The sequence below is a fragment of the Mannheimia glucosida genome (genome assembly GCF_046267875.1).
GTDB lineage: Bacteria > Pseudomonadota > Gammaproteobacteria > Enterobacterales > Pasteurellaceae > Mannheimia > Mannheimia glucosida.
The window spans coordinates 622729-645840 of sequence record NZ_CP176502.1 but is presented as its reverse complement, the minus strand read 5'-3'; the positions used below and the strand labels follow the sequence as shown (position 1 = coordinate 645840).

At 41.6% G+C, this 23112-nt stretch carries 24 protein-coding genes and 6 tRNA genes; 11 read left to right on the top strand and 19 right to left on the bottom strand.

Annotation, left to right across the window (positions count from 1 at the left end; translation table 11 throughout):
* The first annotated feature begins 7 nt into the window (after positions 1–7).
* Together ispH and ACJ7Z2_RS03220 are read left to right on the top strand one after the other, a co-directional pair.
* Positions 8–952 carry a 4-hydroxy-3-methylbut-2-enyl diphosphate reductase gene (gene ispH / locus ACJ7Z2_RS03225; protein ID WP_409500769.1) on the top strand — a complete coding sequence of 315 codons (945 nt, stop codon included), beginning with the start codon at positions 8–10 and terminating at the stop codon, positions 950–952.
* A complete protein-coding gene (locus ACJ7Z2_RS03220; RefSeq protein WP_409500768.1) occupies positions 952–1200 on the top strand; it encodes a succinate dehydrogenase assembly factor 2 in 249 nt (82 codons plus the stop codon). The genes ispH and ACJ7Z2_RS03220 overlap by 1 nt, the downstream gene beginning before the upstream one ends.
* 49 nt (positions 1201–1249) lie before the next feature.
* Here ACJ7Z2_RS03220 and ACJ7Z2_RS03215 read toward each other — a convergent pair whose 3' ends face one another.
* On the bottom strand, positions 1250–1873 hold the full coding sequence (locus ACJ7Z2_RS03215; protein ID WP_232019688.1) for a class I SAM-dependent methyltransferase: 624 nt from the start codon (positions 1871–1873) through the stop codon (positions 1250–1252).
* Between the two features lie 165 nt (positions 1874–2038).
* Here ACJ7Z2_RS03215 and ACJ7Z2_RS03210 point away from each other — a divergent pair, with 165 nt between their 5' ends.
* From ACJ7Z2_RS03210 to ACJ7Z2_RS03190, 5 genes are all read left to right on the top strand, one after another.
* The gene (locus tag ACJ7Z2_RS03210) at positions 2039–2371 is read left to right on the top strand and encodes a DUF413 domain-containing protein (protein WP_006249984.1); all 333 of its coding nucleotides are present in this window, start codon (positions 2039–2041) and stop codon (positions 2369–2371) included.
* A gap of 64 nt (positions 2372–2435) precedes the next feature.
* The gene (trmA, locus tag ACJ7Z2_RS03205; RefSeq protein WP_409500767.1) at positions 2436–3527 is read left to right on the top strand and encodes a tRNA (uridine(54)-C5)-methyltransferase TrmA; all 1092 of its coding nucleotides are present in this window, start codon (positions 2436–2438) and stop codon (positions 3525–3527) included.
* A 91-nt stretch (positions 3528–3618) separates the two neighbouring features.
* Positions 3619–3708: transfer RNA gene (locus ACJ7Z2_RS03200), tRNA-Ser, on the top strand.
* 78 nt (positions 3709–3786) lie between these two features.
* Positions 3787–3876, top strand: a tRNA-Ser gene (locus ACJ7Z2_RS03195).
* Positions 3877–4030: 154 nt separating this feature from the next.
* On the top strand, positions 4031–4402 hold the full coding sequence (locus ACJ7Z2_RS03190; RefSeq protein WP_126301514.1) for a YbaN family protein: 372 nt from the start codon (positions 4031–4033) through the stop codon (positions 4400–4402).
* Here the strand turns inward: ACJ7Z2_RS03190 and xerC are convergent.
* Together xerC and ACJ7Z2_RS03180 are read right to left on the bottom strand one after the other, a co-directional pair.
* Positions 4399–5310 carry a tyrosine recombinase XerC gene (gene xerC / locus ACJ7Z2_RS03185; protein ID WP_126301513.1) on the bottom strand — a complete coding sequence of 304 codons (912 nt, stop codon included), beginning with the start codon at positions 5308–5310 and terminating at the stop codon, positions 4399–4401. The two genes, ACJ7Z2_RS03190 and xerC, sit on opposite strands and share 4 nt — an antisense overlap.
* A 69-nt stretch (positions 5311–5379) precedes the next feature.
* The gene (locus tag ACJ7Z2_RS03180; protein WP_409500766.1) at positions 5380–5670 is read right to left on the bottom strand and encodes a DUF5377 family protein; all 291 of its coding nucleotides are present in this window, start codon (positions 5668–5670) and stop codon (positions 5380–5382) included.
* Between the two features lie 233 nt (positions 5671–5903).
* Here ACJ7Z2_RS03180 and ACJ7Z2_RS03175 point away from each other — a divergent pair, with 233 nt between their 5' ends.
* From ACJ7Z2_RS03175 to ACJ7Z2_RS03165, 3 genes are read left to right on the top strand one after another with little or no spacing between them, the layout of a single operon-like run.
* Positions 5904–6572: a transcriptional regulator gene (locus ACJ7Z2_RS03175; protein WP_006249978.1), complete on the top strand. Its 669-nt coding sequence runs from the start codon at positions 5904–5906 to the stop codon at positions 6570–6572.
* 28 nt (positions 6573–6600) lie between these two features.
* Positions 6601–7878 (top strand): hypothetical protein, encoded by a 1278-nt coding sequence (locus ACJ7Z2_RS03170; protein ID WP_409500765.1) that lies wholly within the window; start codon positions 6601–6603, stop codon positions 7876–7878.
* 13 nt (positions 7879–7891) lie between these two features.
* Entirely contained in the window at positions 7892–9193 is a 1302-nt protein-coding gene (locus tag ACJ7Z2_RS03165) for a serine dehydratase subunit alpha family protein (RefSeq protein ID WP_409500764.1), read from the top strand.
* 104 nt (positions 9194–9297) lie between these two features.
* On the opposite strand, the gene glyS is transcribed toward ACJ7Z2_RS03165, so the two are convergent.
* From glyS to glyQ, 6 genes are all read right to left on the bottom strand, one after another.
* Positions 9298–11364 (bottom strand): glycine--tRNA ligase subunit beta, encoded by a 2067-nt coding sequence (gene glyS / locus ACJ7Z2_RS03160; RefSeq protein WP_409500763.1) that lies wholly within the window; start codon positions 11362–11364, stop codon positions 9298–9300.
* 21 nt (positions 11365–11385) lie between these two features.
* Complete coding sequence (locus tag ACJ7Z2_RS03155; protein WP_373612089.1) at positions 11386–11760, bottom strand: DUF2185 domain-containing protein; 375 nt, start codon at positions 11758–11760, stop codon at positions 11386–11388.
* A gap of 86 nt (positions 11761–11846) precedes the next feature.
* The gene (locus ACJ7Z2_RS03150) at positions 11847–12188 is read right to left on the bottom strand and encodes an endonuclease domain-containing protein (RefSeq protein WP_409500762.1); all 342 of its coding nucleotides are present in this window, start codon (positions 12186–12188) and stop codon (positions 11847–11849) included.
* A gap of 32 nt (positions 12189–12220) precedes the next feature.
* Positions 12221–13255, bottom strand: a complete 1035-nt coding sequence (locus tag ACJ7Z2_RS03145) for a YhcG family protein (RefSeq protein WP_409500761.1) — start codon at positions 13253–13255, stop codon at positions 12221–12223.
* A 42-nt stretch (positions 13256–13297) separates the two neighbouring features.
* Entirely contained in the window at positions 13298–13558 is a 261-nt protein-coding gene (locus ACJ7Z2_RS03140; protein ID WP_409500760.1) for a hypothetical protein, read from the bottom strand.
* Between the two features lie 61 nt (positions 13559–13619).
* A complete protein-coding gene (glyQ, locus tag ACJ7Z2_RS03135; protein WP_126301505.1) occupies positions 13620–14528 on the bottom strand; it encodes a glycine--tRNA ligase subunit alpha in 909 nt (302 codons plus the stop codon).
* 194 nt (positions 14529–14722) lie between these two features.
* Here glyQ and ACJ7Z2_RS03130 point away from each other — a divergent pair, with 194 nt between their 5' ends.
* Positions 14723–15334 (top strand): pentahemic C cytochrome, encoded by a 612-nt coding sequence (locus tag ACJ7Z2_RS03130; protein ID WP_126302704.1) that lies wholly within the window; start codon positions 14723–14725, stop codon positions 15332–15334.
* An 83-nt stretch (positions 15335–15417) separates the two neighbouring features.
* Here the strand turns inward: ACJ7Z2_RS03130 and ACJ7Z2_RS03125 are convergent, their stop codons facing one another.
* From ACJ7Z2_RS03125 to mutY, 10 genes are all read right to left on the bottom strand, one after another.
* Positions 15418–16035 carry an NAD(P)H-binding protein gene (locus ACJ7Z2_RS03125; protein WP_126301504.1) on the bottom strand — a complete coding sequence of 206 codons (618 nt, stop codon included), beginning with the start codon at positions 16033–16035 and terminating at the stop codon, positions 15418–15420.
* Positions 16032–17855 carry a heme anaerobic degradation radical SAM methyltransferase ChuW/HutW gene (gene hutW / locus ACJ7Z2_RS03120; RefSeq protein WP_409500759.1) on the bottom strand — a complete coding sequence of 608 codons (1824 nt, stop codon included), beginning with the start codon at positions 17853–17855 and terminating at the stop codon, positions 16032–16034. The genes ACJ7Z2_RS03125 and hutW overlap by 4 nt, the downstream gene beginning before the upstream one ends.
* Before the next feature lie 341 nt (positions 17856–18196).
* Positions 18197–19588 carry a signal recognition particle protein gene (gene ffh / locus ACJ7Z2_RS03115; RefSeq protein ID WP_409500758.1) on the bottom strand — a complete coding sequence of 464 codons (1392 nt, stop codon included), beginning with the start codon at positions 19586–19588 and terminating at the stop codon, positions 18197–18199.
* 335 nt (positions 19589–19923) lie between these two features.
* Positions 19924–19999 (bottom strand) — tRNA-Asn (locus ACJ7Z2_RS03110).
* 5 nt (positions 20000–20004) lie between these two features.
* Positions 20005–20080 (bottom strand) — tRNA-Phe (locus ACJ7Z2_RS03105).
* A 170-nt stretch (positions 20081–20250) separates the two neighbouring features.
* Positions 20251–20326: transfer RNA gene (locus tag ACJ7Z2_RS03100), tRNA-Asn, on the bottom strand.
* A 5-nt stretch (positions 20327–20331) separates the two neighbouring features.
* Positions 20332–20407 (bottom strand) — tRNA-Phe (locus ACJ7Z2_RS03095).
* A gap of 131 nt (positions 20408–20538) precedes the next feature.
* Complete coding sequence (gene mltC / locus ACJ7Z2_RS03090; RefSeq protein WP_126301494.1) at positions 20539–21630, bottom strand: membrane-bound lytic murein transglycosylase MltC; 1092 nt, start codon at positions 21628–21630, stop codon at positions 20539–20541.
* Between the two features lie 16 nt (positions 21631–21646).
* Positions 21647–21916, bottom strand: coding sequence for an oxidative damage protection protein (locus ACJ7Z2_RS03085; protein WP_006248012.1), 270 nt, complete (start codon positions 21914–21916; stop codon positions 21647–21649).
* A 3-nt stretch (positions 21917–21919) separates the two neighbouring features.
* On the bottom strand, positions 21920–23065 hold the full coding sequence (gene mutY / locus ACJ7Z2_RS03080; RefSeq protein ID WP_409500757.1) for an A/G-specific adenine glycosylase: 1146 nt from the start codon (positions 23063–23065) through the stop codon (positions 21920–21922).
* Positions 23066–23112 lie beyond the last annotated feature (47 nt).

Here is a 23112-nt window from a genome sequence, read left to right as displayed (position 1 = left end):
TGATTAAATGAAAATTTTATTAGCAAACCCACGTGGCTTTTGTGCCGGCGTGGATCGAGCCATTTCGATTGTTGAATTAGCCTTAGAAATTCACGGTGCACCTATCTATGTTCGCCACGAAGTGGTACATAACAAATTTGTAGTGGATGGCTTGAAAGCCAAAGGGGCTATTTTTGTCGAAGAACTACACGAAGTGCCGGACGATGCTATCGTGATCTTCTCAGCCCACGGGGTGTCGCAAGCAGTTCGCCAAGAAGCCAAAAATCGTGGCTTAAAAGTGTTTGATGCCACTTGCCCACTCGTGACCAAAGTGCATATGCAGGTTGCCCGAGCCAGTAAAAAAGGGACAAAAGCAATTTTAATCGGGCACGAAGGTCACCCGGAAGTTATCGGCACAATGGGACAATACAATAACCAAGAAGGTGGCATTTATTTGGTAGAATCGGTGGAAGATATTGCCAACTTGCCGGTTTCCAACAACGATGAATTAACTTTTATGACGCAAACCACACTTTCCATTGACGATACCATTGGCGTGATTGAGGCGTTAAAAGAGAAATATCCGGCAATTCAAGGCCCTCGCAAAAATGATATTTGTTATGCTACCACCAATCGCCAACACGCAGTGCGGGAACTGGCAGAACAATCACAATTAGTGTTAGTGGTAGGTTCAAAAAACTCCTCGAACTCAAATCGTTTGGCGGAACTCGCCTCTCGAATGGGTGTGATGTCAAAACTGATTGATGGTCCGCAAGATATTGATCCAACTTGGTTGGAGGGTATTGAAACTATCGGTATTACCGCCGGTGCTTCCGCTCCTGAAGTGTTGGTGCAATCAGTAATTTCGCATTTAAAAACCCTTGGCGTAACCGAAGTTGAAACCTTAGTCGGTAACGAAGAAGATGTGGTGTTTGAAGTCCCGAAAGAGTTACGCATCAAAGAGGTAAAATAATGGCAGAAATCAACCGCTTTAAATTAGAATGGGCGTGCCGGCGTGGTATGCGTGAGTTAGATAAAATGATTATGCCGTTTTACCAACAGCATTTTAATGAACTCAACGAGCCCCAACAGCAAGCCTTTGTTGAAATGCTAGGCTACACCGACCCTGAACTCTTCCGCTGGGTAATGTTACAAGTGCCAGCCCCAACGCCCGAGATCGCAGCGTTAATTGAGTTAATGCGAGATAAGATTGAGCGTTAAATTCAGTCAAATAAAAGAGGAATAAATTCACGTTATTCCTCTTTTACATTTAATCTTCCAATTTAATAATGTGCTGCTGATAAGAAAGCACATTTTGTATCACCTGCACTTTTTGCTGATACGTATTTACATAATGATCAACCGCAGGCTTCACTAACATATAATGACGCTGTTGCCCTGCTTCATCCGGCGACCAGAGATAATCATCAAAGCTAATCACTCCCCCTTTTCTAACCAAACGGTGAGCAAGTAATGCATCAAATAACACATCAGGAGCCTCGTGAGATCCGTCTACATAGATATAGTCAAAATAGCCTGCATAACCATTGGCGAGTAGTTCGATCATTTTCTGATGAGAATAGCCACGATGTTTATAAAGCTCTGCATTTGGGAGTGATTGTTGAGCTAAGCTAATATTATCCATAAAACGCTGCTCTACTTCCCCCATATTCCAAATCCCCTGATGCTCTGCACCACCTTCCCAACTATCTATACAATGAATCTCTACCTGAGACTGATATTTTAGAGCTTCTTCCATAAAAAAGACTGTTGAACGCCCTTCAAAAGAACCAATCTCTAAAATACGTAACGGCTTAACATATTCAAAAATAGATGTTAGAGAAGGAAGATTATGAGTAAACCAATCAGAGCTAAAAATATATTGGTTGGACACACTCACCTCCCGTTAATAAAAAGAAAATCACAACGACACCTTACAAGCGATTGATTTTATCAGAAATTTTACCACTTTTTACACGAAATCATTGATTTATTCGCTATTTTTGTTTAATGTATGCCGATTTTTCTTTTCCCTAATTTCAAACAACGAGGCATTATTATGGCAGACAGTTTTAGCGTTACGCGCCGCTTTTTTGACGATAAAAATTATCCACGTGGTTTCTCTCGCCACGGCGATTACACCATTCGTGAATCACAAACTTTAGAACAATTCGGTCAAGCTTGCTTGGCTTTAGAAAGTGGTGAACGTAAGCCGGCAACTCAAGAAGAAAAACGTTTCGTTGCGGTAATGAAAGGCGAAGAGGTAGCAGAAACTGACATTGAAAAAGCGTGGTTAAAATACCGCACATTAACTAGTAAAACAAAACGCATCTACACCCTTTCAGGCAATGCAGGTAGCGATGCCGGCGATGACTTCAGTGCTGCTGAATAATTTCTAATTTAAAACCACGAAGTAATTCGTGGTTTGTTTTTTCATTTGCTATTTGTGGTAAAAAATGACACTTCCTATCGAACAATATTCCGATCTTCTTGCAAAAAAAACCGAAAATTTGACCGCTTTACTCAAGCCATTTAATCCGCCCTCGATTGAGGTATTTGCCTCAAAGCCGAGCCATTTCCGTATGCGGGCAGAATTTCGAGTGTGGCACGAGGAAGGCGAGCTGTACCACATTATGTTTAACCCTGAAACCAAAGCTCGTTATCGGGTGGATAGTTTCCCGATTGCCAGTGAGCTAATCAACCGTATGATGACCGCATTATTGGCGGAAATTCAAGGCAATGAGCTACTCACTCGCAAGCTATTCCAGATTGATTATTTAAGCACCTTAAGCGGTGAAATTGCAGTCTCAATGCTTTACCACAAAAGCCTGAATGAAGAATGGGTTGAACAGGCAAACGCCTTAAAAAGCCGTTTAGAGCAGCAAGGTTTCAAGGTGCAAATTATCGGGCGTGCCAATAAACAAAAAATCGCACTGGATTGCGATTATGTGGAAGAAATTCTACCTGTGCACGGCAAACACTATGTGTATCGCCAAGTGGAAAACAGCTTTACCCAGCCAAATGCGGAAATGAATATCAAAATGCTGGAATGGGCGAGAAATTGTACAAAAAATAGCGAAGGCGATTTGCTTGAGCTTTACTGCGGCAACGGCAATTTTTCGATTGCCTTGGCAGAAAACTTCCGCAAAGTGCTGGCAACCGAGATCTCCAAATCATCGGTGCAATCGGCTCAATATAATATTGAAAAAAACGGCATTGAGAACCTTCAAATTATCCGAATGTCGGCGGAAGAATTTACCCAAGCGATGAACGGTGTGCGTGCCTTTTATCGCTTAAAAGGGATTGATTTAAAGGCTTACGAATGTAATACCATTTTTGTTGATCCGCCTCGTGCAGGGTTAGATCAAGCTACATTAGATATGGTGCAAGCGTATGAGCGTATTCTCTATATCTCTTGCAATCCGGAAACTCTAGCCGAGAATTTACAACAATTAAGCCAAACCCATCGGATTGAAAAAGCCGCTCTTTTTGACCAATTCCCTTACACCCACCATATTGAAAGTGGCGTTTGGTTAATTAGAAAATAAATTGTGCTGAAAAAAAGAACGAATAAGCAGGTTTTAAGATTTATTACTTGACGATGTTCGCAATAATCTCTATTATTGCAACGTTTTCAACGGAGGAATGGCAGAGCGGTTGAATGCACCGGTCTTGAAAACCGGCGAGGGTTAACGCCCTCCGTGAGTTCGAATCTCACTTCCTCCGCCATCAAATTCAAGTCTGCTGATATGTATCAGCAGATTTTCTCATTTAAGAGAACACATAATCTAAAATTAAATTCAACCCGGAGGAATGGCAGAGCGGTTGAATGCACCGGTCTTGAAAACCGGCGAGGGTTAACGCCCTCCGTGAGTTCGAATCTCACTTCCTCCGCCAGTCTTTAAACCTGTTGAGCAATCAACAGGTTTTTTATTTAATTTGCAAAAAAATCAGATAAAACTACCGCTTGAATCTATCGCTATAAACTGGTTGAAATCAGCCTAAAGTTGCTTTAGGATAATTGCGATTCATTATCAATAACTTAATTACTATGAAATACCTTTATATTATCTGTGGTTTTATTTGCATCGGTTTAGGCATTATCGGCGTTGTCGTGCCCGGTTTGCCGACCACTCCGTTCTTACTTTTAGCGTTGTTCTGTTTTACCAAAGGCTCAGAACGAATCCGCCAGTGGTTTATTCAAACCAAATTATACAAAAAATATCTACAGGAATATGATGAGAAACGGGCAATGACGATGAAACAAAAAATCACGATTTTAGCGATTTCGTTTCCGTTCACACTGTTTGCTTTCTTTGCCCTGCCCCATATCGGTGGGAAAATTGCCTTAGTGGTGTTAGTGATAATTCAATATTGGTATTTCTTCTGCAAAATCAAAACCCTTGAAGCGGAAACTGCCTAATCTTCTTGCTTTCGTCTTGCTCTTGGGTGGGCAGAATCATAAATTTTAGCTAAGTGTTGGAAATCCAGATGCGTGTAAATTTGGGTGGTGGACAGGCTACTATGCCCCAGTAACTCTTGCACTGCACGCAAATCACCGCTTGCCTCTAACATATGCGTGGCAAAAGAGTGACGTAATTTATGTGGGTGCAGATGGCTTTCCAATCCCTGACGCTCTCCCCATTTTTTCATCACCAACTGAATCGAACGGTGCGATAACCGCCCGCCTCGCTTATTCAGAAACACCGCATTATCTTGCGGCTTAAATTGCAAACGCATTTCTAACCAGCGATTTAACGCTTTTAACGCTTGCGAGCCAATCGGCACAATTCGCTCTTTGCTACCCTTACCTTGCACCCGAACTTCTTGTGCCGACAAATCCATATCGCCTAAATCCAAGCCTTGCAATTCTGACAACCGCAAGCCCGAGCTATACATCAGCTCCATCATCGCAATGTCCCGAATATCGCTCGGCTCATCACTCTCAATCGCCAACAACTGCCCGACCTGCTCCGCATCAATATTTTTCGGCAAATGCTTACCCACTTTCGGCGATTTCACCCCTAAAGTCGGGTTTGCCGTCATTCGCCCGATTTTAATCAAATAGACAAACCATTGCCGCAATGCCACCAAGCGTAAACCGATACTTTTGGCACTCAAGCCTTGCTTATGGCTTTGGCTTAACATCCAACGTACCGAGCTACTTTCGACCTCTTCCCAACGTTCAATGCCTGCTTGTGAAAACAGCTCGCTCACTGCCACTAATTGGCGTTGATAATTGCTCAAGGTATGCGGGCTAACCTGCTTTTCAATTCGCAGGAAATCCCAATAGGGCTGGGTTTGTTGGAAAAGAGAGTTGGAAGTGGTCATAAACGTAGTAACAAGCGGTTAATTTTTAGAAAAATTTTGCAAGGGCAAAACACAATTTGCCCCTTGAGCTTAGGCTAGCCCCAACTGCCCGATACGCACGCCAAGATTGCCGAGAGCCACGGGGCTTAAATACTCACCCAAGAACTCAAACAACTCATTCATATCAGTAAAACTACGGTGGATTTTCACCTCCTGCTCCACTTTACGGGTGAACTCATAACGCACCTGTTTGCCGTTAATTTGGGCTTCCAAGGTTAAAAAAACGGTCTCAAAATAGTGGCTTGGTGACCCCTCAAATCCCGGGTCACTCACTCGCACATTCCAATGATTACTAAATAAAACTTCGGTTTTAACTGACATTGTGTTTTCCTTCTTCCTATAAGTATGTGCATTATTTTAATCAAGATAGCTTGAATTTGCCACTTTTCCTGGTCAGAATCGAGGCAAATCTTATTTGGTTTGTCCTCTTATATCTTTCCCTCAAAATATGATCTTAGTCAAAAAATACTGACTTTTAATCCTCAATAAAGTTAAATATAATTGACTTTAAAATTTACTCATTCTTATAATTCACAAAAATTGGAGTAAAAGTTATGCCAGATAAATTAGAGTATCTTCATGATTTAGACAAAGAAATTATGCTGTCTTATTTCTCATTAAGTGAAGCAATAGCAGGGTTATTAGGAGAATTCTGTGAGGTGGTTATTCATTCATTGAATGCCTATGAAAAATCCGTTATTAAAATCATTAACGGACATCATACTAACCGAAAAATAGGTTCGCCTATTACAGATAAAGGATTACAGTTACTAAAATGTTACCAAAAAGATCAATCTAATACTGAGCTGGTTTACTTTTCACGGTTAAATAACGGTAACTTAGTTAAGTCTACCACGCATATTATTATCGGGCATGAGGGCAAACCTATCGGATTATTTTGTATTAATTTAAATTTATCGACACCATTAGATAAAACCGTTAGCTCTTTTATGAATTACGATCCTATTCCGCCTCATTATAAAAGTGAAAACTTTATTACTCACCCAAAAGAACTTATTGAAGAAACCTTTCTAAAAGCAGTTACTCACATTGAGCAACACACTACCAAACATTCAAAACTCTATAAGAAATCCATTATCTTCTATTTGTTTGAAAATGGCATCTTTGAGCTAAAAGAGGCAGTACCTATTGTGGCAGAAAAACTCTCCCTAACCAGCCACGCAATTTATAAACATTTAAGAGAATTCAAAAATAACACTTAATTATACTGTTACGATTTAAGGAGACTCTATGGATACTCAAAAACTCTCGCCTGCCGAATTTAAACAAGCAACAAAATTTGATTCTACCGACTTCGGCTGGATCATTATGAGTATTGGTATGGCTATCGGGGCAGGCATCGTCTTTTTACCGGTACAAGTAGGACTTATGGGCATGTGGGTTTTTCTACTTTCTTCTATTATCGGATACCCGGCGATGTACCTTTTTCAGCGTTTGTTTATTAACACTTTAGCAGAATCTCCGGAATGTAAAGATTACCCCACCGTTATTAGTGGCTACCTGGGCAAAAACTGGGGAATCTTTTTAGGGGTGCTTTATTTTATTATGTTAGTGATTTGGATGTTTGTTTATTCTACCGCAATTACAAACGATAGTGCCTCCTATCTCCTTACCTTCGGCATTACCGATACACTACTCTCTGATAACCCATTTTATGGCTTAGTGCTAATCTATATATTAGTTGCCTTATCTTCTCGAGGCGAAAAGCTACTGTTTAAAATATCTACATTTATGGTATTAACTAAGCTATTCGTCGTTGCCGCCTTAGGGCTTGCAATGATTGGAATGTGGCAGCTCCATAATATCGGTGCAATGCCTCCTTTCGGCAAACTTATAAAAGATGCCATCATTACTCTCCCTTTCACCCTAACCTCTATACTCTTTTTGCAAACTCTCAGCCCAATGGTAATTTCTTACCGCGCTAAAGAACAGTCTCGTGAAGTTGCGCGCTATAAAGCCCTACGAGCGATGAATATTGCATTTGCTATCTTATTTATTACCGTTTTCTTTTACGCTGTCTCTTTTACACTTGCAATGGGGAGAGAAGAAGCGCTCAAAGCATACGAGCAAAATGTTTCCGCATTAGCAATTGCAGCCCAATTTTTCCCTGGTAGTTGGGCAACCTATGTAGGTGTTGCATTAAATATTTTTGCCGTTATGACAGCCTTTTTCGGGGTATATTTAGGTTTTAGAGAAGCCACTCAAGGCATTGTGATGAACCTATTATTAAGAAAATTCCCGGCTGAAAAAATCAATCCTAATTATGTGCAGAAAGGGATTATGTTATTTTCCATTCTGCTGGCTTGGAGTGCGATTGTATTAAATGCACCAGTTTTAAGCTTTACCTCAATCTGTAGTCCTATTTTTGGCTTAGTTGGGTGCTTGATTCCGGCCTATTTAGTCTATAAAGTGCCTGCATTATTCAAATATAAAGGGCTAGCACTCAATATTATTATCATTACCGGCATTTTATTATGTATTTCTCCATTCCTCACATTTTTAGAGTAATAAGGTTTTATCTATGAATATTCACTGCGAAAAATTAGTACAATCCATTTTACATGCAGTCAACCATGAAGTTGTCCCTGCATTAGGCTGTACAGAACCTATTTCTCTCGCCCTTGCATCCGCCATTGCACGCCAATATTTAGGTCATTTACCAGAACGTATTGAGGCAAAAGTTTCCCCTAACTTGATGAAAAATGGGATGGGAGTAACAGTACCGGGAACAGCAACCGTTGGATTACCTATGGCGGCAGCTATTGGGGCAATCGGAGGGGAGCCTGATGGTGGATTAGAAGTATTAAAAAATATTACGCCAGAACAGGTTAAACAGGCTAAAGCGATGTTAAATGCCGATAAAGTGTCCGTCTCTATTTTCGAAACAGAACATATTCTATATTCTGAAGCAACACTATTTCACCAAGCGAATCGAGTATGTGTTCGTATTGCTGAACACCATACCAATGTCATTTACATTGAAAAAAACGGGCAAACTATTTTAAGTAAACCTTGTGCCGTCAATAACGATGATACTACTGAGATCTTTGCTTCACTTTCGGCAAAAGATATATTTAATTTTTCTATGCAAATCGAATTGGAAAAAATTCGCTTTATTGAGCAAGCAGCACAATTAAATTCCGCACTCTCACAAGAAGGATTACGTGCCGATTATGGGCTACATATCGGAAGGACATTGCAAAAACAGATTGGTCTAGGTCTAATCAGTGATGATTTGCTTAATCGCATTGTTATAGAAACCACCTCTGCCTCTGATGCTAGAATGGGTGGTGCAAGTTTACCTGCTATGAGCAACTCCGGTTCGGGTAATCAAGGAATTACAGCAACTATGCCGGTTGTTGTCGTTGCCCGCCATTTAAATGTCACTGATGAGCAACGCATTAGAGCACTCTTTTTATCACACCTCATGGCAATTTATATTCACAGCAAGTTACCGAAATTATCTGCACTCTGTGCCGTAACAACCGCGGCTATGGGAAGCTGTGCCGGCATAGCGTGGCTGCTCACAGGGAAATTTGAGAATATCAGTATGGCAATTAGTAGTATGATCGGCGATATTAGCGGTATTATCTGTGATGGTGCTTCAAACAGTTGTGCGATGAAAGTCTCCACCAGCGTAACATCAAGCTATAAATCCATTCTGATGTCTATGGATAATAGCCAAGTAACAGGCAACGAAGGAATTGTCGAACACGATATTGATCGTTCAATTAATAACTTATGCAGCATTGCCTCTCGTAGTATGCAATACACAGACCGCCAAGTCATCGAGATTATGGTGAATAAACCAAAACTTAAATAATCCCGCCTTTGGTAAAATTTCAAGCAAAAAAGACCGCTTGCAGATCACAATTACTGCAAGCGGTCTATTTTCATTAAAATTTTGCAATTATTGCAAACTTATTGTTATTGCAACAGCGAAATATCCGCCACTTGCAGGAACAAGCCTTGTAGCGTGCTTAAAATGGCGAGGCGGTTTTGACGCAGTTTTTGGTCTTCTGCATTTACCATTACTCCGTCAAAGAACGCATCAACCGGTTGGCGGAGGTTCGCTAATTTATCCAGCACGGCGGTGTAGTCGCCCTGTGCAATCAGCGGTTGCACTTCCGCTTTCAAGGCAATCACCGCTTCGGCTAAGGCTTTTTCTGCCGGTTCGACACAAGCGGTTAAATCGATCTCACCAATTGCAATATCGGCTTTGGCAAGAATGTTGCTCACCCGTTTATTCGCTGCGGCTAAGGCTTCGGCGCTATCAAGGGTGCGGAAGTGCGACACGGCACGCACACGGGCATCGAAGTCGGCAGGCTTGGTCGGACGGCGTGCGAGAACGGCTTGGATAACGTCCACCGCAATGCCTTCACTTTCATACCACGCACGGAAACGACCGAGCATAAAGTCCACCACGTCCTCAACCACGTTTTTGTTGGTCAGTTTGTCACCAAAAAGTGCGGTCGATTTTGCCACGATTTCAGCCAGATCAAGCGGTAAATTTTTCTCCACAATAATCCGCAGTGAGCCAAGTGCCGCACGGCGTAGAGCAAACGGGTCGGCACTGCCTTTCGGCGCTTGACCGATACCGAAAATCCCTGTGAGCGTGTCAAATTTGTCCGCCAACGCCACTGAGCAAGCCACCAATGAATTTGGCAAGTTATCGCCAGCAAAACGTGGCATATACTGCTCGTTCAACGCCACCGCTACTTCTTCATCTTCCCCATCGTGGCGGGCATAGTGCATCCCCATCACGCCTTGGGTGTCGGTAAATTCAAACACCATATTGGTCATCAGGTCACATTTAGAAAGCAAGCCCGCCCGTTTCGCTTTGGTTTCATCTGCCCCAATTTGTTTCGCAATTTCACCTGCCAAGGCTTCAATGCGAGCGGTTTTGTCACGCAATGTGCCAAGCTGTTGTTGGAACAACACGGTTTCAAGGCGTGGTAGTTGGTCTTCTAATTTCTGTTTTAAGTCGGTTTTGAAGAAGAACTCCGCATCGGTCAAACGAGGGCGAACCACTTTTTCGTTACCCTCGATGATTTTGCTTGGATCGTCTGGGTTGATGTTCGACACAAAAATAAAGTGCGGTAACAATTTGCCGTCTTTATCGTAAATCGGGAAGTATTTTTGGTCGCCTTTCATTGTATAAACCAAGGCTTCCGCCGGCACAGCAAGGAAACTCTCTTCAAACTTGGCGGTTAGCACGTTCGGATATTCCACCAGCGAGGTCACTTCGTCCAGCAAATCCTCTTCAATATCGGCAACGCCGCCCAAAGCGGTCGCTTTTTCTTGGGATTTTGCAAGGATCAAGGCTTTACGCTCATTGAAATCGGCTACGACCGATCCACGATCTTTCAACAGTTGCGGATATTGATCGGCGTTCTCAATTTGGAACTCACGTTCACCTAAGAAACGGTGACCACGAATAGTACGACCGCTTTTCACGCCTAAGATCTCTCCTTCGATCAGCTCCGCCCCGAATAGAAGCGTAACGGTATGCACAGGACGAACAAACTGCTCGCTCTTATCGCCCCAACGCATTGTTTTTGGAATCGGCAAGTTCGCCAGCGATTTGGCGATAATATCGACCAGCAAGTTTTTGGTCGGCTGACCTTCAATCACCGCACGATGCACCAACCATTCGCCTTTGTCGGTCGCAATGCGCTCGGCTTGCTCCACCGTGATACCACAGCCTCTCGCCCAGCCTTCCGCCGCTTTGGTCGGCTTGCCTTCGGCATCAAACGCTGCCGACACCGCCGGCCCTCGTTTTTCAACCTCTTTACTCGGCTGGCTTTCCGCAAGGCTCAACACCTTCACCGCCAAACGGCGAGGGGCCGCAAACCATTCGACTTTCTCAAACGCCAAACCCGCTTGGTTTAATTCGTTTTCTACATTCTCCGCAAATGCGGTCGCTAATTTTTTGAGTGCCTTCGGTGGCAGCTCTTCTGTGCCGATCTCGGCAAGGAAGTTTTGTGTTGTCATTTTATTCTCTTTTATTTCAATTTATTCATTAGGAATAGACCAATCAGAAACTAATTCAAATTGATCACTATTGGGTGTTTTTTCAAATACAGATCCTATTGGGCTATATAACATATCTCCATCAATTTCAGGTTGGAAATTAGCTAAACGAGTAAGGCTGTAAATAGAAAAGTTTTCGGGATTATTTGTATATTCATCATCTTCATATCCTGAAAATAATCTCCAACCGCTATCAGGATAATCAGAACTTGGCTCTTCTCTGTATAAAAATCTAATTGGTAATTTTTCTTCAGAAATTTTATGGGATACTACCGCTAACCCATATGGAACATCTTTAACTAATAAGTCATCTTCCGCTATATTAAAAGCATCTTTATTAAGTAAAATTTCAGTCATAAATTATTTCCTTCCTTTATGCCAAAGGTACATGTTTCGAGATCTTATTGTATACATCAAGGGTATTACAATCTCTCACTCCGTTTTCACTTCTGCCAAATCGCTTCTATCACACTTTCAATCTCGGTCATCACTTGGTAATTATCAAATCGAAGAACGCTTAAACCAAGTGAAGCCAATTCCGCATCACGGATTTTATCATTTGCCCGATGTTCAGGCTCATAATGTTGCCCACCGTCTAACTCAACCACTAATTTTGCTTTCGGGCAGTAGAAATCGACAATATAGCTTAACAACGGCTTCTGCCGATAAAAACGAACACCCAGTTGATCGCCCCGAATACGATACCAAAGCCGTCTCTCCGCCTCAGTTTGTGCCGTTCGCAATTTCTGCGAATTCGGTTTTAGTGATTTGGCATAAGGTTTCATTTTGCAAAATTTCCGTTGATTTTAACCGCTTGTTATTTTACCAAAAATCGTTCTTTCGCCCTTTCAACCGCCAAATGCAACCGTTGTTCTAATACAGCTTTACTCGGCAACACGGTCATATATTCTGCAATATGAATATCAGAATTTTTCAAATCTAGTAGTTCCACTTGTTCCTGTTTTTTGCCGGTGCAGAGAATAATTCCAAGCGGTGGATTTTCGTCTGCTTCTTGCTCGTGTTTCGCCAGCCACGCCAAATAGAGTTCCATTTGACTTTTGTGGGAATGTTTGAAGCTTTCGGTTTTCAGCTCAATCGCAATCAGGCGTTTGAGTTTACGATTGTAAAACAGCAGATCGATATAGAAATCATCATTATCAATCTGAATCCGTTTTTGGCGTGCGACAAAGGTAAAACCCGCCCCAAGTTCCAGTAAAAACTGTTCGATCTCTCGTAAAATCGCATCTTCGAGATCACGCTCCATATAACGGTCATTAAGGTCGAGAAAATCCAAAATATACGGATCTTTCAACACCATTGACTGATTATATTCGCCTTTTTCGCGTAGCAAACTCAATTCAGCGCTAACGGTTTCATCGGGCTTTTTGGAAATTGCCGTGCGTTCAAACAGCAGTGAACTAATGCGATCATCAAGGGTTCGTACAGACCAACGTTCCTGTGCAGCCATTGTGGCATAGAACTCTCGCTTGATTGGTTCATCAATCGCAATAATTAGTTTAAAATGCGACCAACTCAATTGTGCACACAGTGTATGCACAATTTCCAAATTAGGGAAAGTTGCAGCAAATTGCATCGTATAATTTAAATGGCGTTTACTCCAGCCTTTACCAAATTGCTCTGTCAGACTTTGAGCAAGATTTTTCACTACTTCTTGCCCATATTCCGCACGCTCACCCTGCAAAATATAGTCATTGATCCGTTTGCCGATATGCCAATAAAGCAAGGTTAATTCTGCATTGACCGCAACGGTCATTCGTTGCTTACTCGATTGAATTAGCTGTGAAATTTCATTCACAAATTCAGCCGAATTCTCTGCTATTACTGTCTTCATTATTGGCTCCTTTGCAAAATTTCCGCTAAATTCAACCGCTTGTTAGCCGAAAATGCCCTCTAATTCAGCCAAATCCAGCACGACTTTTTCACCTTCGATCAGCAATGCCAGAATGCCGATATAGCCGTTGGCTTTGGCGTGGTTAAAGGCGGAATGGCGGTCACGCAGGCGGAGAAAAGGTTTGAAATTTGCACCGCTCTTTGTGATGTCGCACGGTTCATATTCAATACCCAAGCGGTCTAGTTCTGCCACAAATGGGGCAGTATCCGGACACCAGTGGGCGAAGTATAAAATCGGTTTCATTGTTATTATCCATATCCGTAGGGGCGAAAAATTTTTCGCCCCTACATTTAATTAGGCAATTTTATTTTTTACAACCCGGGAACCCTAACGCTTCACGGCTTGCGTAGTACGCTTCGGCAACGCCTTTGGTTAAAGCACGAATGCGTAGAATGTAGCGTTGGCGTTCAGTTACCGAGATCGCTTTACGAGCATCTAATAAGTTGAAGCTGTGTGCCGCTTTTAAAATGCGTTCGTACGCCGGCAGTGGTAACGGTTTTTCTAGACCTAACAGGTATTGGGCTTCTTTTTCGTACTGTTCGAAGCATTGGAACAGAAAGTCCACATCGGCGTATTCAAAGTTATAGGTGGATTGCTCCACTTCGTTTTGGTGGAATACGTCGCCGTAGGTGGTTTTACCGAGTTCGCCATCAGACCACACAAGGTCGTAAACGCTGTCCACGCCTTGAATATACATTGCCAAACGCTCTAAGCCGTAGGTGATTTCGCCTGTCACCGGTTTACATTCCAAGCCGCCGACTTGTTGGAAGTAGGTAAATTGGGTCACTTCCATTCCGTTCAGCCACACTTCCCAGCCTAATCCCCACGCCCCAAGGGTTGGATTTTCCCAGTTGTCTTCCACGAAGCGAATATCGTTTTGAGTTGGGTCGAAGCCGAGCATTTTTAAGCTATCGAGGTAGAGTTCTTGAATGTTGTCCGGAGACGGTTTAATCACCACTTGGAATTGGTAGTAGTGCTGTAAGCGGTTCGGGTTTTCGCCGTAGCGACCGTCTGTCGGGCGGCGGGACGGCTGCACATAGGCAAATGCCATCGGCTCAGGGCCAAGCGCACGCAAACAAGTCATCGGGTGCGAAGTACCCGCCCCCACTTCCATATCGAAAGGTTGAACCACAGTACAGCCTTTGCTTGCCCAGTAGTCTTGCAGGGCTAAAATCATTCCTTGAAAGGTTTTTACGTTGAATTTTGTACTCATTTTATTTTCTCTTGAATTTGAAAAATGGTCGAAAAATACTGGTTATTATAGCTTGTAAGCGGTCATTTTTTGGGATTTTTTTGCAAAAAATTAAGAAATCGACATAAAATCAGTTTTATGATGTAAATCAACGCTTTTTTGATCAATTTGTGTAACATATAACCTAATTTCTCATCTAATTTGTGGGGTTTATGATGAAATCATTATCAAAAATCGCTTTCTGTTTCTTGGCATTCAGCACGCCAATATTTTGTTTTGCCGGTTCAAACAGTTACACCACGGAAACAATCCCTTTATTTGCCGATGAAAATTTGACACAGAAAATCGGGCAGCTAGAAGCCGGAGCAGAAATTAAATTGGTGCAAACAACCGCAAAAGCCGCTGAAATTGAGCTGAATTTATGGCGAAAAAGCAAAGGTTTCGGGCGGATTTGGTATCATTCTTTCAGTAAAAATATTACCGATGCTGTATTTGAGAAATCCTTTATCAGCAATAATCCACCGTTAGCTATTGTGGAGAGCAAAGAAGATCCGAACACCGGCTTGGTATGGCAAAAAGTGAAAATGAACGTGTGGGTGGAAAATGCCGAATTTACCCAAGATCTCACTAACTTTTGGGCGAACACCGAAAATACTTATAAAACAGAATGCAGCGTGTGCCATAAACAACGTGATCCTAAAATGCACGATGCAAACGAATGGATTGCAGTATTTAACGGAATGGTCGGCTTTACCGATATGGACGAAGCTACCCAGAAAAAGGTTCTTCGCTACTTGCAGATGAATGCGGCATCCAGTTCTCAATAAAATAGAAAACGATCTCACAAGCGGTCTGTTTTATAGTTGCAAAATAACCATAAAATATGCCCGCTTGCCTTCGTTGAAATATACTATCCCCTATTAATAATAGAGAAAATTTGATGATTTTCCGTGCTATCCAGTAAACGCACTATGCCTGTTGCGACAGATTTACGGCTAACATACATTTTCCGTTCTTTAGGTAAATCACGCACAATCTGATACTCATCATTTACTTCATCATTATTTAACCCACTGGGTCGAATAATCAGCCAATTTAATGCTGTTTGCTGTAAATAAGCTTCAGCTTCCGCCTTGGCTTTTAGTGCTTCACCTAAAGCCTGCTGTGCTAATGGGCTAATTAAATCCCATTGTTCTGCACACCCAACACTAGTAACTAAAACTACTTTCGTAGTTGGTGAATATTTTTCAACTGCTTTTATCAAATTAATATTTGCTGTTTTGTCGCTACGAATACCTTGTTCATTTTTTCCTCCTACTACCGTAATCAAGATTTCCGGTTGTGTTTTTTGTAACAAGGCGTTACAGGATTCCAAATCTAATAAATCTGCTATTTCTACTGCTATATTTCGTTCGCTGAAAAACGTATCCATAGCATCTTTTCGTAAGACGGCTATCGTTTTCTCCCTAGGTAATTTGTCACAGATTGCTCGTCCCAACAACCCATTTGCCCCACAAACCAAAATCATGACTGGCATCCTCCAATTAATTGCCGCATGGCTTGAATCTGATTTTCTCGTAATTGACCTTGTTCATCACGCCCAACAAAAATCTTAAACATCGCCTCACCACTTTGATTGATAAAAGTTAACGCCACTGTTCTTTTTCCCATAAATGGGCGATCAAGTAAGTAAATAGCAGCACAATTCTCATAGCGTAAATGGCCGTGAATTCCTCCATCTACACCATGTTCAAAATTATAAAAACCTCGCCCAATTTTACCTTGTGGCAATTTAGCAGTTACCTCTGCAATCGCATCAGGCGTATGAATAATAAAAGTCACAGCTTCATTCCAACCAGCAATTGCCTGCATAATTTCCACAAAACGCTCACCACCTGTTTGCATTACCATTTCTTTGGGCAGACAGTTAATTACCGATTCCAAGCTACATTGATTCATTCCTGCCAGCATTTCTAAAATTTGCCCTGGGTTTTCTTTTAAATTTGTCCGTAACTTATTTTCTAATTCTTTAGTTAATGGCGTTATCATGTTGTTATCCTTACTAGATTGAGGAAGTGTTAACATTAGTTTACGAATTAATGTCGGTGACCAGTAACGACCACTGGTATTGAGATATACTTGATTTTTTTCACGCTTCAGTAAATCAAGCGCTTCCCATTGTTGCAATAATTTTTCAGCTTTCGAGTTTTGTTCAAAAGGCGTTGTATCTAAGTAACCCAATTCCATGCTATGTTGTATCACACCAAGCAGTGCTTTATGTTCACCATGTTTACTCAAAAAAGAAAGGCTTTTCTGATCAAGAGGCGCATCTAAGTAGGTCTTTAAATCAGATTGTACTTGGTAACTCAGCCCACCAAAATTTCCCCCCGCACCGGAGCCAAATGCCAAACAAGGCATATTCGATTTAACCAAAGTATTATAGCGATTGCGTTCACCTCGATTTGGAAAAGCAAAGTGGTTATTGCTCACTTGCTGCCAACCTTGTGCTTTTAACTTCTCTACTGCATAAGCATAGTGTAAGCTTTGGGTGTCAAACCCTGCGGGCGCAGGTAATTTTCCATGTTCAATTAAGCGATTAATAGGCAGGAAAGGATAATTATTAAAGGCGTAAATATCTAAGCCTGAGATCGGTAAACTAGTCGCAATTTCAATATCGTTTTGCCAGATATCATCTGTTTGGTTTGGCAAGCCAAAAATTAAATCAGCAACAATCACAGCATTTAATTCCGATAAGGCTTTTAAATAAGTTTGAGCCTCTTCGCCACTATGTTTGCGCCCTAAACGTTTGCGAATTTCGGAGTTAAAAGTCTGAATACCAATAGAAATACGGTTCACGCCTGCTTCAATACAAGCCTTAGCCTTATCTATATCAAAATGGCTAATTCTACCCTCAATAGTAAATTCACAGTCTTCAGCGAGTGGCAAATAACGATAACAAGCTCGAATCAATCTTACTAAATCTTCTGTATGTAACGCTGTTGGCGTTCCTCCACCAAAATAAACGGCATGAATCTTACCTTGCCCTCGCCATAGTGAAGATTCATATCGAAGTTCACTAATCACACGATCAGTATAAATCTGGCTATAATTTTCCTTCCAAGCATTGCGATAAAAACCACAAAAAATACAATGACTAGCGCAAAACGGAATATGGAAATAAGCTAAACCATCCTGTAATAACGCATTTGGTGCTTGTTCCAGCCATAAAGATTGCCATTGATCGCGTTCAATATTTTTCCCACCCCAAATAGGCATAAGCGCTTGTCGTTCTGGGAAAGCATTTGGAGAGGCTTGTTGAGATGTCCAGTGTGTATCTTTTATAATCATTATCGAAACAAAATAGTGCTATAAACAAGGTCATATTTATAACAAAATTAAGTTATGAATGACTTGATTAAAATCAAATAATAATTATTTTCAATTAAAGATTAAATCTAAAATTTTATCTATATTTACCAGAAGTCTTCGGAATACTTAAGATGAATAATATAAGGATTATTTTACGAAAATAAGATCCACACAATTTGAATCTATTAAGTTTCTTTTATAAAACGACAAGCAATCAAAAAGTATTATTTTTGCAAATAAGATATTAATAGGGAAAGTTAACAATCCTAGCAAAACGGATTGTTAACTGATTTTAGGCTGGTACTAATAAAATAGGAATATTAACGTTTACCAAACATCCTGCCTAAGCCACCGAGACCGCCTAGACCACCACCCATCATACCTTTAACACCACGCATCATTTTTGCCATTCCACCTTTACGCATTTTTTTCATCATACGTTGCATATCATCAAACTGCTTGAGCAGCTTATTTACATCTTGCACCTGTGTGCCGGAGCCAAGTGCGATACGGCGGCGGCGTGAGCCTTTGATAATATCCGGATTTGCCCGCTCTTTTAAGGTCATAGAATTGATGATGGCTTCCATTTTAATGAACATTTTATCATCAACCTGACTTTTAACGTGGTCAGGCAGGTTTTTCGCCCCCGGTAGTTTATCGAGCATCGACATCATTCCACCCATTTTTTTCATTTCGATAAGCTGCTCACGGAAATCTTCCAAGGTAAATTCATCGCCTTTTTTGAATTTTGCTGCCATTTTTTCGGCTTTTTCTTGATCGACCGAGCGTTGAATATCTTCAATTAAAGACATTACATCGCCCATACCTAAAATGCGAGAAGCCACACGATCAGGGTGGAACGGCTCAAGGGCATCGGTTTTTTCACCCACACCTAAGAATTTAATCGGTTTACCGGTAATTTGGCGAATAGAAAGTGCCGCACCGCCTCGGGCATCGCCATCGACTTTAGTGAGAATAACACCGGTAAGCTGCAACGCTTCGTTAAAGGCTTTTGCGGTGTTAGCAGCGTCTTGACCGGTCATCGCATCAACCGTAAATAGCGTTTCAATCGGATTCAGCACAGCGTGGATTTGTTGGATCTCTTCCATCATTTCACCATCAACGTGTAAACGACCGGCAGTATCCACAATCAATACATCAAAGAAATTAAGCTTAGCGTGCTTCAGTGCCGCTTCTGCAATCGCTACCGGTTTTTGGCTGGTTTCGGTCGGGAAGAAGTCCACTTTTAACGCTTCAGCAAGGGTCTGTAGCTGTTTGATAGCAGCAGGGCGGTAAACGTCGGCAGAAACCACCAACACCTTTTTCTTGTGGCGTTCTTTCAGGAATTTTGCCAATTTGCCGACAGAGGTGGTTTTACCCGCACCTTGCAAACCTGCCATTAAAATTACCGCCGGCGGTTGGGTCGCAAGATTTAGCTCCTCGTTGGCTTCTCCCATTGCCGTTTCTAATTCGCTTTGTACGATTTTTAAGAACTCTTGCCCCGGTGTGAGGCTTTTGTTTACCTCAACTCCTAACGCACGCTCTTTGACCTTGTTGATGAAATCACGCACAACAGGGAGGGCAACATCCGCCTCCAACAATGCCATACGCACTTCACGCAGGGTATCTTTAATATTATCTTCCGTTAGGCGACCTTTGCCCGTAATGTTACGCAGCGTTTTAGACAATCTGTCAGAGAGGTTTTCAAACATATCAACTTTCTCAATTTGTAAAATTTTAGGAAAAAAGTACCGCTTGTGAGCGGAAAGTTGCCGCCATTATACAAAAAAAAGCGTTACGGTTATAGGGAAATAAAAAAACGGCATAGCGATTAAACTATGCCGTAAAATTTGACGATATTCGAGGAATCATTATTTAGTTATATTGTGTGATCATAATACTCCGAATTGCGTATAAAAGTGAAGTGATATTTTCAAATTTATGTTAGAAATGAGAGGTAAATCACAAAATTAAAGGGGATATTATTGTTTGAAAAAATGAGAGCAAAAAGAAAGCCCTGATGATTACTCATCAGGGCTTCGGAATATGGCTCCTCCTGCGGGACTCGAACCTGCGACATATGGATTAACAGTCCACCGTTCTACCGACTGAACTAAGGAGGAATTGATGGTGCCTCGAGGCGGAATCGAACCACCGACACGGGGATTTTCAATCCCCTGCTCTACCGACTGAGCTATCGAGGCAACGTCGTTGCGTGGTGCATTATGCTGATTTTTTCGGGCTTCGTCAAATACAATTCTCAAAAATTTAACGTTTTTGAACGCATAATACTAAAAATTGAGCAATTTCTTAGTAGTTAGCCGGAAAGCTCAAAAAGAAAACCCTGATGATTACTCATCAGGGCTTCGGAATATGGCTCCTCCTGCGGGACTCGAACCTGCGACATATGGATTAACAGTCCACCGTTCTACCGACTGAACTAAGGAGGAATTGATGGTGCCTCGAGGCGGAATCGAACCACCGACACGGGGATTTTCAATCCCCTGCTCTACCGACTGAGCTATCGAGGCAACGTCGTTGCGTGGTGCATTATGCTGATTTCAGCTTGCAACGTCAAACGTTTTTTTACAAATTTGAAAAAACCGTTGCTCGAATGTGCTTTTTTTATACTTTTCGGCTAAAAAACAGCATAATTCACGCATTAACGAATATTGCGATATTTCTCTCTGGCGGTGGTTACTTTTCTTAAATAATTTCTAGCTTGAGAAGATGGATGAGCAGTAGTTAAAATTCGATAAACCGCATCAGGCGAAAGATCGTTAATTCTATCAATCGCAGAGTATTTATCGGAATCAAACACTCGCAATACCGCACCAGCACCGCTATTATACGCAGAAATCATCGCATAGCGTTTAGCCACAGGATCTTCAATTCCATCTAAGTATTCATCACGCAAAATAGTCAAATAAAGCGTACCTGCATCAATGTTATTTGATGGATTATAAAGATATTCACGACTTGGCTGCCCTCCCATACCTTTACGGGCAAAAATATCACGCCCGGCGGTACGAGGTACAACCTGCATTAAGCCAATCGCATTGGCATAGCTGATTGCGTACGGGTTGAATGCTGATTCGACTTCCATAATCCCTAAAATCAAACTTGGCTCAATACCATACTGCTTCGCCATTTTACGCACCAGCGGTAAATATTGTCTTGCACGTACTTCAATGTGTCCTGCCACCATTTTAATCGTTACAAAGCTCACAGTTTGACCATTTTTCAAACGGCGTGTTTGCACCTTATTTTGCAACAAATAAGTCGCAAAATCATTGGCGATGGCAACATTGGTAATATTTCGCCCGAATTGATCTTCAACCTGTCCGTTTAGGAAAGGGTTAGAGCTAATCGGAGCATCGCCTGAGGCAAATAAATCAATCCCTTTCGGGTCTCTACCCATTAAGAGGGTATGAATAATCGAATTGCGTAGATGATTCTGATTCCCTAAAGTCTCAATCGTAATCACCCCTTCTTCAAACGAAATATGGCTACGGGTGTAAAACTTATCCGTATATTTCACATAATCTTTCTTACTGGCAACTAACAGCTCGTTACTTCCCCAAATATCATCAATATTGTGAGAAAACTGCCCTGCCAAAATATCCAAACCATTGGTATCTTTAGAATAATCTACTCGGGTAGATTTTGGCTTCTTAGTCGATTTATTGCTCCCACACGCAATAAGAAACGGAATAATTGCCAACATCGGCAAATATTTAGCATATTTTTTCATTGTGATTTAACCTTTATTATTCGACCGGCTTATAGCCTTCGATGATGATCTCTTTACCTTCAAATAAAAAATTGACCATCTCTTGTTCGAGCAGTTTACGGTGTTCGGGGTTCATCATACTGAGTTTTTTCTCATTGACGATCATCGTCTGTTTTTTAATCCACTCAGACCACGCTTGCTTGCTGATTGAGTCAAAAATACGCTTACCCAGCTCCCCCGGATAAAGTTGAAAATCTAAACCTTCTGCCTCTTGTTTTAAATATTCGCAAAATACGGTACGAGCCATAATTTAATCCTTAATCTCATTTTTTACATTGAATGCCAGCTCATCTAAAATTCGTTTGACCGGCGTAGCTAAACCTACTTCGTTATGTTGGTGCAAATCATACCAATAATCCACTTCTGAAGATACCTTAGAAAGATAATTTCCTGCTTTTTCTTCGACAACAAGCGGTGAATTTTCATTTATTTTTTGCAAATCGACTTCTACTAAAATCGGGGTAATATCCAAATGAAAATGGCTGAATGTGTGCCTAAATGCGGTTAATTGCTGTGAAATTTGCAAATTTCGCATAAAATCAGACCGTTTGAATTCGTCCACACTCTCGAATTGCGGAAACACAAATAAGCCTCCCCAAATACCTTTTGCTTCCCGTTTTTGTAACAGCACTTTCGAGCCGCTTTTCAGCACTAAAAAATAGGTTTGACGCTCCGGCAAGGTTTTTTTCGGTTTCTTGGCTGGGAACAGATCCCACGCTTGCATTGCATTTGTTTTACAATTTTCTTGTAGCGGACAGAGCAAGCACTTTGGTTTTGTACGGGTGCAAATCATCGCCCCTAAATCCATCATTGCTTGGTTAAAGTCTGCCACTTGGGTATCGGGTGTCACACTTTCGCTTAATTGCCAAAGGCGATTTTCCACCGCCTTTTCACCCGCCCAGCCTTCTACCGCAAAATAACGGCTTAATACCCGTTTAACATTGCCGTCTAAAATCGGGTGTGGGGAATCTAACACCGAAGACAAAATCGCCCCTGCAGTGCTTCTGCCCACGCCGGTTAATGCCAATACATCATCAAATCGGGTGGGAAATTCACCGCCAAACTCATCTCGAATTTGAATTGCCGCTTTGTGCAAATTTCTTGCCCGAGCATAATAGCCCAGCCCCGTCCACAAATGCAGTACTTCATCAATCGAGGCATTAGCTAAGTCAATTACGGTGGGAAATCGTTCCATAAAACGTGCAAAATAAGGAATAACGGTCGCTACTTGGGTTTGTTGCAACATCACTTCCGACAACCAAACCTGATACAGCGTTTTATTTTGTTGCCAAGGTAAATGTTTCCGTCCATATTGCTCAAACCAAGCTAAAACAGCTTTGGCAAACGGATCAGAGGCTTTTGCTTTCGCTAAAGGAAATAGTGAATTGCTGTTCATTAAAAATCTTGAAATCGGAAAAATAAATTATCATACTGCAAGCGGTT

Coding starts and splice junctions, on each gene's coding strand:
- ispH (WP_409500769.1), top strand. CDS start 8: ATGAAAATTTTATTAGCAAACCCACGTGGCTTTTGTGCCGGCGTGGAT.
- ACJ7Z2_RS03220 (WP_409500768.1), top strand. CDS start 952: ATGGCAGAAATCAACCGCTTTAAATTAGAATGGGCGTGCCGGCGTGGT.
- ACJ7Z2_RS03210 (WP_006249984.1), top strand. CDS start 2,039: ATGGCAGACAGTTTTAGCGTTACGCGCCGCTTTTTTGACGATAAAAAT.
- trmA (WP_409500767.1), top strand. CDS start 2,436: ATGACACTTCCTATCGAACAATATTCCGATCTTCTTGCAAAAAAAACC.
- ACJ7Z2_RS03190 (WP_126301514.1), top strand. CDS start 4,031: ATGAAATACCTTTATATTATCTGTGGTTTTATTTGCATCGGTTTAGGC.
- xerC (WP_126301513.1), bottom strand. CDS start 5,310: ATGACCACTTCCAACTCTCTTTTCCAACAAACCCAGCCCTATTGGGAT.
- ACJ7Z2_RS03180 (WP_409500766.1), bottom strand. CDS start 5,670: ATGTCAGTTAAAACCGAAGTTTTATTTAGTAATCATTGGAATGTGCGA.
- ACJ7Z2_RS03175 (WP_006249978.1), top strand. CDS start 5,904: ATGCCAGATAAATTAGAGTATCTTCATGATTTAGACAAAGAAATTATG.
- ACJ7Z2_RS03170 (WP_409500765.1), top strand. CDS start 6,601: ATGGATACTCAAAAACTCTCGCCTGCCGAATTTAAACAAGCAACAAAA.
- ACJ7Z2_RS03165 (WP_409500764.1), top strand. CDS start 7,892: ATGAATATTCACTGCGAAAAATTAGTACAATCCATTTTACATGCAGTC.
- glyS (WP_409500763.1), bottom strand. CDS start 11,364: ATGACAACACAAAACTTCCTTGCCGAGATCGGCACAGAAGAGCTGCCA.
- ACJ7Z2_RS03155 (WP_373612089.1), bottom strand. CDS start 11,760: ATGACTGAAATTTTACTTAATAAAGATGCTTTTAATATAGCGGAAGAT.
- ACJ7Z2_RS03150 (WP_409500762.1), bottom strand. CDS start 12,188: ATGAAACCTTATGCCAAATCACTAAAACCGAATTCGCAGAAATTGCGA.
- ACJ7Z2_RS03145 (WP_409500761.1), bottom strand. CDS start 13,255: ATGAAGACAGTAATAGCAGAGAATTCGGCTGAATTTGTGAATGAAATT.
- ACJ7Z2_RS03140 (WP_409500760.1), bottom strand. CDS start 13,558: ATGAAACCGATTTTATACTTCGCCCACTGGTGTCCGGATACTGCCCCA.
- glyQ (WP_126301505.1), bottom strand. CDS start 14,528: ATGAGTACAAAATTCAACGTAAAAACCTTTCAAGGAATGATTTTAGCC.
- ACJ7Z2_RS03130 (WP_126302704.1), top strand. CDS start 14,723: ATGAAATCATTATCAAAAATCGCTTTCTGTTTCTTGGCATTCAGCACG.
- ACJ7Z2_RS03125 (WP_126301504.1), bottom strand. CDS start 16,035: ATGATTTTGGTTTGTGGGGCAAATGGGTTGTTGGGACGAGCAATCTGT.
- hutW (WP_409500759.1), bottom strand. CDS start 17,855: ATGATTATAAAAGATACACACTGGACATCTCAACAAGCCTCTCCAAAT.
- ffh (WP_409500758.1), bottom strand. CDS start 19,588: ATGTTTGAAAACCTCTCTGACAGATTGTCTAAAACGCTGCGTAACATT.
- mltC (WP_126301494.1), bottom strand. CDS start 21,630: ATGAAAAAATATGCTAAATATTTGCCGATGTTGGCAATTATTCCGTTT.
- ACJ7Z2_RS03085 (WP_006248012.1), bottom strand. CDS start 21,916: ATGGCTCGTACCGTATTTTGCGAATATTTAAAACAAGAGGCAGAAGGT.
- mutY (WP_409500757.1), bottom strand. CDS start 23,065: ATGAACAGCAATTCACTATTTCCTTTAGCGAAAGCAAAAGCCTCTGAT.